The sequence below is a fragment of the Enterococcus sp. AZ035 genome, from assembly GCF_050548325.1.
Taxonomy (GTDB): Bacteria; Bacillota; Bacilli; order Lactobacillales; family Enterococcaceae; genus Enterococcus; species Enterococcus faecalis.
Genome location: NZ_CP172958.1, coordinates 936,450 through 948,137, shown reverse-complemented (window position 1 = coordinate 948,137; position 11,688 = coordinate 936,450). Strand labels below are relative to the sequence as shown.

Annotated in this window: 14 protein-coding genes; 2 read left to right on the top strand and 12 right to left on the bottom strand. The window is 36.6% G+C overall.

The genetic code is table 11. From position 1 onward, the window contains the following. Positions 1-78 precede the first annotated feature (78 nt). From IGL32_RS04630 to IGL32_RS04620, 3 genes are read right to left on the bottom strand one after another with little or no spacing between them, the layout of a single operon-like run. Positions 79-1,767, bottom strand: coding sequence for a ribonuclease J (locus tag IGL32_RS04630; RefSeq protein WP_002357956.1), 1,689 nt, complete (start codon positions 1,765-1,767; stop codon positions 79-81). Positions 1,768-1,797: 30 nt separating this feature from the next. After that, positions 1,798-2,670, bottom strand: a complete 873-nt coding sequence (gene dapA, locus IGL32_RS04625; RefSeq protein ID WP_002361644.1) for a 4-hydroxy-tetrahydrodipicolinate synthase — start codon at positions 2,668-2,670, stop codon at positions 1,798-1,800. Between the two features lie 33 nt (positions 2,671-2,703). Next, positions 2,704-3,771: an aspartate-semialdehyde dehydrogenase gene (locus IGL32_RS04620; protein ID WP_002381968.1), complete on the bottom strand. Its 1,068-nt coding sequence runs from the start codon at positions 3,769-3,771 to the stop codon at positions 2,704-2,706. Between the two features lie 206 nt (positions 3,772-3,977). Here IGL32_RS04620 and IGL32_RS04615 point away from each other — a divergent pair, with 206 nt between their 5' ends. Both IGL32_RS04615 and nfsA read left to right on the top strand, forming a co-directional pair. Further along, entirely contained in the window at positions 3,978-4,436 is a 459-nt protein-coding gene (locus IGL32_RS04615) for an S-ribosylhomocysteine lyase (protein ID WP_002357960.1), read from the top strand. An 83-nt stretch (positions 4,437-4,519) separates the two neighbouring features. Further along, positions 4,520-5,254 (top strand): oxygen-insensitive NADPH nitroreductase, encoded by a 735-nt coding sequence (nfsA, locus tag IGL32_RS04610; RefSeq protein WP_002360554.1) that lies wholly within the window; start codon positions 4,520-4,522, stop codon positions 5,252-5,254. 57 nt (positions 5,255-5,311) lie between these two features. On the opposite strand, the gene IGL32_RS04605 is transcribed toward nfsA, so the two are convergent. From IGL32_RS04605 to IGL32_RS04565, 9 genes are all read right to left on the bottom strand, one after another. After that, positions 5,312-5,560, bottom strand: coding sequence for a YtxH domain-containing protein (locus IGL32_RS04605; protein WP_002357962.1), 249 nt, complete (start codon positions 5,558-5,560; stop codon positions 5,312-5,314). A gap of 90 nt (positions 5,561-5,650) precedes the next feature. Beyond that, the gene (gene scrK / locus IGL32_RS04600) at positions 5,651-6,529 is read right to left on the bottom strand and encodes a fructokinase ScrK (protein WP_002361643.1); all 879 of its coding nucleotides are present in this window, start codon (positions 6,527-6,529) and stop codon (positions 5,651-5,653) included. 225 nt (positions 6,530-6,754) lie between these two features. Further along, positions 6,755-6,967, bottom strand: coding sequence for a hypothetical protein (locus IGL32_RS04595; protein WP_002379337.1), 213 nt, complete (start codon positions 6,965-6,967; stop codon positions 6,755-6,757). Next, positions 6,960-8,024: a DUF916 and DUF3324 domain-containing protein gene (locus tag IGL32_RS04590; RefSeq protein ID WP_002363734.1), complete on the bottom strand. Its 1,065-nt coding sequence runs from the start codon at positions 8,022-8,024 to the stop codon at positions 6,960-6,962. The genes IGL32_RS04595 and IGL32_RS04590 overlap by 8 nt, the downstream gene beginning before the upstream one ends. Positions 8,025-8,162: 138 nt before the next feature. Next, positions 8,163-8,573, bottom strand: a complete 411-nt coding sequence (gene tagD / locus IGL32_RS04585; protein ID WP_002384695.1) for a glycerol-3-phosphate cytidylyltransferase — start codon at positions 8,571-8,573, stop codon at positions 8,163-8,165. Between the two features lie 53 nt (positions 8,574-8,626). Further along, entirely contained in the window at positions 8,627-9,220 is a 594-nt protein-coding gene (locus IGL32_RS04580; protein WP_002363732.1) for a hypothetical protein, read from the bottom strand. Further along, the gene (locus IGL32_RS04575; protein ID WP_002360559.1) at positions 9,221-9,967 is read right to left on the bottom strand and encodes a WecB/TagA/CpsF family glycosyltransferase; all 747 of its coding nucleotides are present in this window, start codon (positions 9,965-9,967) and stop codon (positions 9,221-9,223) included. Then, positions 9,957-11,069, bottom strand: a complete 1,113-nt coding sequence (gene tagB / locus IGL32_RS04570; protein WP_002363731.1) for a teichoic acid biosynthesis protein TagB — start codon at positions 11,067-11,069, stop codon at positions 9,957-9,959. The genes IGL32_RS04575 and tagB overlap by 11 nt, the downstream gene beginning before the upstream one ends. Positions 11,070-11,385: 316 nt before the next feature. Then, a complete protein-coding gene (locus tag IGL32_RS04565; protein WP_002357967.1) occupies positions 11,386-11,655 on the bottom strand; it encodes a type B 50S ribosomal protein L31 in 270 nt (89 codons plus the stop codon). Positions 11,656-11,688: the final 33 nt, after the last annotated feature.

The following is an 11,688-nucleotide window of genomic DNA, read 5'->3' as shown; positions in this document are numbered from 1 at the left end:
TATAGAAGAAAGTTACAAAAAAGAACAGATGACTTTAGAAGAATTTCTCCTAAAATCACCTGCTTTTATCAGGACGAACTATGCGTTATTTTTGGGACGCTTGCGTTGCGTCGCTTCCATGATAACTGGTAAGATCACAGGACGACGTTTGGTTTGTTCAAATAAATAACGGCTTAAGTTTTCGCGGATTTCTTGTTTCAGTTTGCTCCATTCGAAATCGTCACTTTCTAAATGCTTTTCAACAATTTCTGTAACAATATTGCTACTTTCTTTCATTAGGTCTTTACTTGTTTTAACGTAAACAAAACCTCTAGAAGTAATTTTAGCTGGTGAAACAATTCGTTTTTCTCGACGATTAATTGTCACAACAGCCACAAAAATACCATCTTCGGAAAGAATACGACGATCCCGTAAAACGATATTACCAATATCGCCGACACCAATCCCGTCAATCATAATATTTTCGGCCGTTGTGCTGCCAGCTACCGACATTCTACCTTTTGTATACTCTAGAATGTCCCCACGACCTGTAATAAAGATATCTTTATAAGGCATGCCAATTTCGTGTGCTAAGTCCGCATGCGCAGCTAACTGGCGGTATTCACCTTGGACAGGAATGAAATATTTTGGTTTCATTAAGTTCAGCATCAATTGCAAGTCATTCGGATTAGCGTGACCAGACACACGTAAATTGTCGGAAATTTGCTTCACCGTAGCACCGGCCCGATAGACAATATCCTCTGTTTTGGCAACCGTTGTTTCCATGGCCGTTGTCGGCGTTGTCGTAATATAAACTAAATCGCCTTCTTCAATTCGAACGACACCATGTGTATTATTAGCCATTTTTTGAAGTGACTTAATAGGTTCTCCCATCCGGCCTGTTTCTAAAATTAATAACTGTTCGGGTGCATATTTTTTCATTTCTTTTGGTTTCACTAATAGATCTTCACTTGGCAATTGTAATTTTTCCAATTTCATCGCCGTCCGAATAATCCGTTCAAAATCTTGGCCTGTCAAAACGACTTTACGACCAGAACGATCCGCTGCATTCAATACTTGTTGGACCCGTTGCAAATTACTTGCCACACATGCCACGATGATTCGTCCTTCCCAATAGCGAATCGTGTCGAACACTTCATCAGCGATTTGGGCTTCCGATGCAACTTGGGCTGGGTTTTCAGCATTTGATGAATCACTAAGTAGCGCCAAGACGCCTTCTTTCCCAATTTCAGCCAAGCGGCCATAATCGGTTTGATACATCTCAATCGCACTTTGATCAAATTTAAAATCACCAGTATAAACAATGTTGCCTTCTTTTGTTTTGATGCTAACGCCAATCGAATCTGGAATGGTGTGCGTTGTTTTAAAGAAGCTCACCGTTGCTTGACCAAAATCAATTTCTGTATGCGGGTCAATCACATGGAAATCTTTAAATTTCTTCGTTTCCGCATGACTGTTGACACTTAGTTTTGCTAGTTCAATCGTTAATTCTGTCCCAAAAACAGGCACTTGAATTTTTGAAAGCAAATACGGTAAGGCCCCAATTGCATCAGCATGGCCATGTGTTAAAAAGACCCCTGCAATTCGTTCACTATTTTCTTCTAAATACGTAAAATCCGGAATGACGACGTCAATTCCTAAAAGTTCGTTCTCTGGATATTGTAATCCACAATCCAGTACAAAAATTTCATCTTCCACTTCAGCAACGTACATATTTTTTCCATTTTCACGAACGCCGCCTAATGGAACGATTTTTATTGTACTCACTCTTTTCACCTCTCTATGATTACACGTTCTTTAAATCTCTAACGTGCGAATAATTCTTTGCTCTTCTTCTGGTGTACAAGCAACTAGAGGTAAACGTAAATTTCCAACAGGAATACCTAAATGATTTAAGGCCGCTTTCACGGGTGCCGGCGAAGGCACTGAAAACAATGCGTTCATTTTTGGTAATAACTGTCGTTGAATTTTAGCCGCTTCCGGCAAGTTTCCCTGCTCCAGCGCTTGATACATCTCATACATTGACGAACCGAAGACATGACTGGCTACCGAAATAACCCCTTGTCCGCCAAGTGCCTTGGTGGCAAAAGCCAACCCGTCTTCTCCAGTATACACTAGAAAGTCTTTTGGCGCTCTTTCAATCAACTCAGTAATTGCATCTAACCCTGCACATTCTTTAATTGCCACAATTTTTTCCAATTGTGCTAAGCGCAAAGTAGTTTCCACTTCTAGACATGCAGCCGTTCTACCAGGAACATTGTACAAAATAATTGGCAGTTCACTTGCTTCTGCGATGGTTTTAAAATGTTGATACATACCTTCTTGATTTGGTTTATTATAATAAGGAACAACCGCCAAAACAGCATCGATACCAGCGATTGTCGCTAACTCTTTCACAAAAGCGACTGAGTCACGTGTATCATTCGTACCTACACCACAAATAATCGGAATACGTCCATCGATCAGTTCAATAATTCGCTGGAATAATTGTAATTCTTCTTCATGAGTTAACGTGGGTGATTCACCAGTTGTTCCTGCTAAAATAACGCCTTCTGTATGATTGGCCAATAAATAGTCTACCAATTGCGGTAGTTTATCAAAATCTATTTCTCCCGATTCTTGAAACGGCGTAACCATTGCCGTAATAATTGTTGCATTCGTTAAATCCATCCTATTCCCTCCCGAGTATACAATACAAACCTTCTAGTCGTTTTCAGGTACACGAAGCAAATTCATTTCGTGTAGCGTTTCAGCAATTTGGACCGAGTTCCAAGCAGCTCCTTTTAATAGGTTGTCTGACACAATCCATAAATGGAAACCGTTCTTCACGTCAACGTCTTGACGAATACGGCCGACAAATGTTTCTTTCTGGTTGACGCTATTTAGCGCTTGTGGATATAGTTGTTCACTTGGCTCATCTTGCAAAATTACACCTGGAGCTTGCGCCATTAATTCTTGGATGGCTGAGACCGATGCATCTGCTTGTTTCACTTCTATATAAACAGATTCAGAATGTCCTGAAATTACCGGAATACGGACACAGGTGGCAACGACTTTTAGCTTGTTGTCTCCCATGATTTTTTTTGTTTCATTCATCATTTTCCATTCTTCGTAGGTATACCCTGCTTCTGAAAAAACATCAATTTGAGGCAACGCATTAAAAGCAATTGGATAATGTTTTTCGTCACTGCCAGCTGGTAAAATTTCAGCTGACCATTCGCTGACAGGTTTTCCCTCTAAAAAATCTTCGGCTTGTTCTTTTAGCTCATTAATTGCACGGATACCTGCGCCACTCACAGCTTGATACGTTGAAACGATGATTCGTTCTAAGCCAAACGCTTGCCGAATTGGTTCTAAGGCCACCATCATTTGAATCGTAGAACAATTGGGATTTGCGATGATTCCCTGATGATTTTTCAAGGCTTCCGGGTTCACTTCCGGAACAACTAAAGGAACATCTTTTGCCATTCTAAAATGGCTAGTGTTGTCAACAACGACAGCTCCGCGCTTAACTGCTTCTGGTGCAAACTTTTCGGAAATACTCCCACCAGCACTAAATAATGCTAAATCGATTCCTTCAAATGATTCCGGGACTAATTCTTCCACGATAAGAGGTTGCCCTTTAAACTGAATCTCTTGTCCAGCAGAACGCTTAGACGCCAATAACCTCACACTGGCAATTGGCAAACTTGTTTCTGCTAACAATTCAATCATTCTTGTCCCGACAGCACCTGTTGCTCCTACCACGGCAACATGATATTCTTTTCCCATATTTTCATACTCCCCTCTTACCTTCTTGTAAAAGCTACTTGTCCTATTTTACCATAGTATTGAAAAAACCTACATAGTCAAAAAAATGATTTTTTTATTTTCCCATGATATTTTAAAACTATTACCCATCAAAGGACTATCCATTGACTTTTGACTTAAATTTGTTATAGTTAAAACGAATTTAATTATAAAGGGAGCGAAATTTCATGGCACGCGTAGAAAGTTTTGAATTAGATCACAACACAGTAAAAGCACCATATGTTCGCCTTGCTGGCACAGAACAAAATGGTGATGCGTTAGTCGAAAAATATGACTTACGTTTCTTACAACCAAACAAAGATGCCCTACCAACAGGCGCATTACACACGTTGGAACATTTATTAGCAGTTAACATGCGTGATGAATTAAAAGGAATCATTGACATTTCGCCAATGGGTTGCCGCACTGGTTTTTATATGATTATGTGGGATCAACATTCACCACAAGAAATCCGTGATGCATTAGTCAACGTTTTAAACAAAGTAATCAATACAGAAGTTGTTCCAGCAGTCTCTGCAAAAGAGTGCGGAAACTACAAAGATCATTCTTTATTTGCAGCGAAAGAATACGCAAAAATCGTCTTAGACCAAGGAATTAGTTTAGATCCATTTGAACGTATTCTGTAATCTTTAGCAATTAACGACAGAGAAACCCACTATTAAGCTGTGGGTTTTTCTGTTCTCTTTCTTAATTTAAACGGAGGTTTTTTATGAATCAAACAATCGAACAATTACTAAGTCACCGTTCCGTTCGTCATTTTAAAAAGCAAGCGTTAACGGACAAGCAGAAACAACAGTTAATTACTGCAGCTCAAGCAGGATCAAGCTCCAATTTTTTACAAGCTTATACAATTATAGAAATCAAAGATCCTGAGCTACGCAGAGAATTGGGACGTTTAGCGAATTGTGAAGACTATGTCGTTAACACTGGTGTGTTCTATGTTTTTGTTGCTGATTTGTATCGTCATGCAACGATTTTGTCAAAAGAGGGGCAATCATTGGAACCCTTAAAGACACCAGAATCATTATTAGTAGCTGCCGTTGATACAACGATTGCTGCGCAAAACATGGCCATTGCGGCTGAATCTATGGATTTAGGGATTTGTTATATTGGCGGCATTCGAAATGACTTAGACACAGTAGCCAAACGCTTATCTTTGCCTGAATTAACTGTACCACTTTTCGGATTAACAATCGGTGTACCAGAAACGTTAAATGGTGTAAAACCACGGATGCCTTTTGAAAATATTTTAAGTGAAAATCACTACCAATCAGACAAATTGACAGATATGCACACATATGATGAATTATTAAAAGATTATTATGCCAGCCGCTCAAGTAACGCCCAAACAGCGGATTGGTCACAGAAATCTTTGTCCTATTTTTCTTATAATCGTCGCCCAGAAGTAAAAATTTTCTTGCAAAAACAAGGATTTGATGTCTAAACAAAAGAGCGTGGGCTTACGTTATTTCAACGTAAGCCCACGCTCTTTTGTTAATTTTTATTTATCTTTACTAAATTTGTCTTTTAAGTCTTCAAAGCCTTCTTTAACTTTATCAGTTAATTTTTCAGCGCCTTCTTTAAGGTCGTCGCCGGCATCACGTGCTTTGTCTTTTACGTCAGCAAAGGTTGATTGAGCTTTTCCTTCAAGTTCTTTGCCTTTATCATCCGTAACTTTGCCTTGCGCTTCTTTTGCAGTACCTTCTACTTTATCTTTTGCATCGTCAAAACGTCCTTTTAAATCTGCCATGCTAATCCCTCCTAAATAATTAATTACATAATAAGAGTATCATTCTTAGCCATTTCCTTCAAATATAATGCATGAACTACGAATAAATGGTTATTTTTGAGCCATTAAAGCTTTTTTTGCCAAGGCAAAGCAACCGATTGTTCCTGGATTATCTTCTAAAAGAGGCGTCACCAAGTATTTTTCTAAAGGCGGTGTTTCCACATATCCATTGACTAATTCAGCAAATTTTTCACGAACTTTCGGCATCAAATGACGTTGTTTCATGACGCCGCCACCTAAAATGATCACTTCTGGCGCTAATAATAAAGTCGTATTGTACGCCGCTTGCGCTAAATAATAAGCTTCTAATTCCCAAGTTTTATGATCCTCTTCCAATAAATGTCCTTTTTTACCAGAACGACCTTCAACTGCTGGTCCTGCTGCAATCCCTTCTAAACAATCTCCATGATAAGGACAATTTCCTGCATACGTATCTTCAGGATGACGACGAACTAACGCATGCCCCATTTCTGGGTGGCTAAAGCCTTCAATAAACTCACCGTTTTGAATCGCTCCAGCGCCAACACCAGTTCCAATTGTATAATATACACAACTAGATGTATGTTGCCCATTTCCAGCAACATACTCACCATATGCCGCAGCATTCACATCCGTTGTCCAAGCCATTGGCACATCAAAATGTTGTTTCATAGTTCCTAACAAGTCAAAGTTACGCCAAGCTAATTTTGGTGTAGAAGTGATATAACCATACGTAGGAGAATCAACGTGAATATCAATCGGACCAAATGAACCAATCCCAATCGCTTTTAAAGGATATTGTTGGAAAAATTCTATTACTTTTTTCATTGTTTCTTCTGGGGTTGTTGTGGGAAAACTGACACGTTCTACGATGGTCAAATCATCTGTCCCAACGCCACATACAAATTTTGTGCCACCGGCTTCGATACTTCCTAAAAGTTTTTCTGTCATTGCAATATGCTCCTTCGTTTCCATTTTATAAGTAAGCGGATACATTACTTTTGATTAAATAACTAACATACACGTTTAGTTTACCACTTTTTTGTCGTTTCGACAGAACAATTTAACAATTTCAGTCAGGTTGCCCAATGAAATCTGGCAAGTTGCTAAAGAGCATTTTCCTAAAACAAAAAAACGAGCATTCACGGTTATCTAACAATGAATGCTCGTTTTTGTTTATTGATTCTTTAGCGAAAAATATAACAATAGTCCGATTGCAATCCAGCCACCACTAAGTAAAAGCATTAACCAACTTAAAAGCGTTTCTTTTAGAATACTTCTGGGCTCTTTTGCATGCTGAATAAAACTCATACTAGTCACCAAAGAAAAGAGGAAAAACATAAAACAAATGACCGCTAAACCGCCAGACAACCAAAACCAACTAGCCATTATTCTCACTCTCCTTTTCGCTTGTTTTTTGATAATTATTGCGCCAAATGACACTATAAATTGCCCCAATTGTGATTACTAACAACGTGTAGAAAGTCGGTAACCACCATGTGGGTAGGACCCATTTGACCGTAGCTTCTTGATTCAATTTTTTTGCTTCACGAGTGTTAATCGTAAATTCTTGTTGAAAAGGCCAAGACTGTTGTTCATCTTGTTGTAAAATAGCACGTCCTGTAAATATATAAGTCCCAGCATCTAGCGGTTGTTTACCCAAATCAAGATGAAAATTCATGGAACTATTTGGGGCAAAGCGAACATTTTTTAGTGTCCGTTGTGCAATTTTTTTAGAGGATCCTTTTTTTATCACTTGACCTTCTAAACGAACTTCTGGAAAAATAGCAGCATATGGATTTTGAATGACCGCCTTTAGCGATTTGGCTCCTAAAGCAATTGTAGGTGTTACTTTCGCTAATTTCAGTTGGTTCACCTCTGTTAAAGGAACATTCGCAGCACTCCTCATGGCAATCGCAACATTAAACCCGTAGCGACTGGTTAATCCCGTTGTTTGGTTCTCTTCCTCTGTTTTTTCATCTTTGAGATGCGCATAAACCCCGCCCAAAACAACTCCTTTGATAGGCTGATCAAGTCCCTTCACCTTCATCTTTGCTGATACTGTTTGATGAGGCGGCACACTCACTTCCTCATTTTCTAAAGTAACCAAGTCTGTCAGCGGAACCTTTAACGATGAATCAAGTGGTTTATCAAAATCATTGTACACAATCAAACCATTATCATTTGTTGATGCATTTGCTAGAGTCAATACGATGGACAATTTTTCGTCTGTCTTATTTTTTATGTCTAAGACAATAGTGGAAGATTGCTTTGGTGCCAGAATTAAATCATAATAACTAGATGTTCCTGACACTTGATTTTCTGGTAAAACAGGCGTTACTGTAAATTTAGTCTTCATTTCTTCTGTAGCTTCTACTTTTGGAACAATAATAAAAAATGTGAAAAACAGAAATAGACAGAAAACACCGACTTTTTTTCTACTCATTTCTTCAAGATCTCCTTTATAAAGCTGAATGTACCTACTAGTCTAACAAATCAGCGAAACAATGCTGATCAATCTTTGACTTTTGGGAAGGATAATCTTGAAAAAAGTCTCCTTGAAAAATACCAAGGAGACTTTTTATTATTCACTATAATATAATTCTTTTTTTATCTGTGTGGTTGATACTTCTGGCGTTCGTGGCAAATAAAGAACCTTTGCGGTTGTTTCAACTTCTAGAAAATCAAAAGCCCCTTGCCAATCATCGCCCATGACTAAAGTATCAATTTTAAATTCAGCAATATCGGAAACTTTTTGTTTCCAACTAGTTTCAGGAATAACTAAATCAACATAACGAATTGCCTCTAATAATTGTTTACGTTTTTCATATGAAAAATAACTTTGTTTCTTTTTTTCTAAATTAAAAGCATCTGTTGAAAGTCCAACAATCAGGTAGTCCCCTTGTTGTTTCGCTTTTTTCAACAAATTAATATGACCATAGTGTAGGAGGTCAAATGTGCCGTAAGTAAGTATTTTTTTCATAAAAACCTCCATTTGTACTTTGATATTTCTTCGTTAATTATCAATTTTTATGAATAGAAAAAAGGCTACTCTTGATTGACTTTGATGGTTTTTCGATCAAATTTTTTATTTTCTGTAGCAGTATAAATTAGTAATAACTTACTCAGAGATTTTATAGAGAAAGACGTTGTTGTAGCTTTTTTTAATTGCTTTAACTGCTTTTGCAATTTTAACGGATTTTTATCTTTTAATAATTTAATTTTCGTTAAACGAAAAATGTGTTCCTGATGCTCAAATGAACGTTCAGCATCTGAATGACTAAAACGAAGATATTCTGAAAGCACCTCTTGATTTACAGCAACTTTTCCTTTTGGTAAAAACCATTCTTTGCCATTTTGATCTATTAGATGCCGCTCACTTTGATTTGAAATAACAATTTCTTTATCGTCTTCAAAAAGATACGAAAAAAGCATTGCTTTTTTTATAATTATGTACTCAGTTACTTCATATGAAGACAATTTTCTTAATTCTTCTATCAAACTATTCCATTGATTATTTTGAACAAATTTACTTAGTTTGTGAATAGGTGGTACTCGTAAAATGAACTTCTCATCTTTCTCTATTTTCACGATATAAAAAGTTGTGTCTAAGTCATTTTCCCAAATAAACAAAATAATCATTTACTGCCCCCTAGACTTGTTGTTCCGATACTTAATAGTCAAATAAATATATTTAGGAATTTGCATTAACCGATCGTATCTCTTCATTGTCAAACAACGATATAACCATTCCAAATTGTGATTTATATAAAATTCTGGCGCTCTTTTTACTGATCCAGCTAATACGTCAAAAGTACCGCCTACGTCTAAAAATACATTAGCTGTCAGGTGATCAATTGTTTGTTCCAAAAAAATCTCTTGTTTCGGTGAACCTAATGCTACAAAGACAAACCTTGGTTCAGCTTTGTTAATTTGTTCCACAATTTCTTGCTGTTTTTTCTTTGTATAGCCATGTAAAATACCGCTAATAACAATCCCTGGATATTGTCGTTGAATATTTTTAGCTGCTGCTTCAACTACTTCTTGCTTTGCACCATACAAGAAGATTCGTTCCTTATGTTGATTTGCATACTCTAAAAAATTATCCATGACATCAATTCCTGTAACTCTTTCACGAATAGACCCACCCATTAGCTTCGATGCCTTGACCACACCTATCCCATCTGCAATCCGATGAGTTGCTCTTTTCAAATATAACTTAACTTCTGGATGTTCAAATGCTAACAATGAAATCTGCGGATTAACGCTAGTTACAATCATTTTCTCTTTAGCTTTGAGATAACTTTCTAAGTCATCCATAATTTCTTGATGTGTTAATACGTCAACTGGTAATCCCCCAATATATTCAGTGCGTACCTTACTTTTCACAAAATCCCCCCAAGATTCTCTCTACCAACTCTACTATTTTATTAATGGTCTCTTTTGACTGATATTGATTCCATTCTTCGTTAATTCTAGTAATATTATCTTTATAACTATTTATTGAAAAATTTGACAATGCCACAATCAACTGTTTTTCATTTTCAACTAACGGTCCTGGTAAATATTCAAAAAAATCAGGCTCAATTCCAGGATTTAATGCGTATTTTTCTAAATCTGGACAAAAAAATAAAATGTTCGGTTGCTCTTTAACATGCATGTATTCAAAGACCACACTCGAATAATCAGTAATCAAGTAGCCTATTTCACTAAAGCTTTCAAAAATATGCTTTTCCCAAATAGAAACATTTCTCGGTAGTTCAATGGCATCTAACTGGATGGATGGATGTAATTTCATATAAAAATGAAAATTTGGCATAGCAGAAAAAGCCTTTATTGCTTGATTTATCACAAGCATCATTTCATTCATTCCCTCTCGGTAAGTTGGTGCATATAAAACTTTATTATTCTGATTTGTTTCTCCTACCTCTAATTTTTCAAGATAAGCAAGACGCGGCGAACCAAAATGACAAAATTGAGCATTCTCGAGACGATAATTGTTTCTAAAAATTGCTTCCATTTTTAGTGAATTAACGATAAAATAATTCATTTTATCGTAAACTTTTTGAAACCTGATTTGATCCTTGCTACTTCTATGTTTCGTGTGATAAGCACCCCAGCCAAACTGTTTTAAAGCCCCATTAGCATGCCATAATTGGATAACTACTTGCTTTTTTTTTAAAATTGCCAATTCTGGAAAATAATTATCTACAAAAATTAACGGCGCTGACTTCAAGTATGAAATCGCCGTTGTAATCAACAAAGTTTTCTTATCAAAAAGTATCGTCTTTATGCCTTTTTGATTTAAGGATGCTGCGTATGATTGACAATTTTTTGTATAAAGTACTATTATCATTCCGTGATAGTGTTGTTCTAATTGTTCAATTAAATGTCCATCATTTCTTGGGAAACTCATTATGTACACAATTTTTACTTTTTTATGCTTGTACGGTCTCCATCTTAATACTGTTAAGTACAATTGTTTTAGCACTTTTATATCCTTTCACAAACAATAGTTTTCTTATAAAAAAGATATGATCAAAGTCTTTAAAAAGAAAAAGCTTACATATAAACTCATTAAAACAAATTATACCTTAAAGATTCTAAAAAGACAATTGCACTTTACAATATGTATACTATCCAAATAATTTAAATTATACGGTATACGGACTAGCTATACTTTCAGTTAAATAAAATAATATTTAAATAATTTCTCTGAATTTAAAACTGCCTATCCAACAAAAAAAGAGGTTTCCCACCACAGTGGAAAACCTCTATAAACCTTGTCATAACAATGTTTTGAAAGACTATGCGTCTGGATTTGCGTTTTCGTCTTTGAGACCGTATTTTTTGTTGAAACGGTCCACACGTCCGTCGGCTTGTGTGAATTTTTGACGACCAGTGTAGAATGGGTGTGAGTCTGAAGTAACCTCAACACGTAATAATGGATAAGTGTTGCCATCTTCCCATTCAACAGTTTCTGAAGATCCTTTAGTTGAACCTGAAAGGAATTTGAAACCTGTTGTTGAATCCATGAATACTACTGGTTGGTAATTTGGATGGATATCTTGTTTCATACGTTTTTTCGCTCCTTTGCCCTGATCCATTTG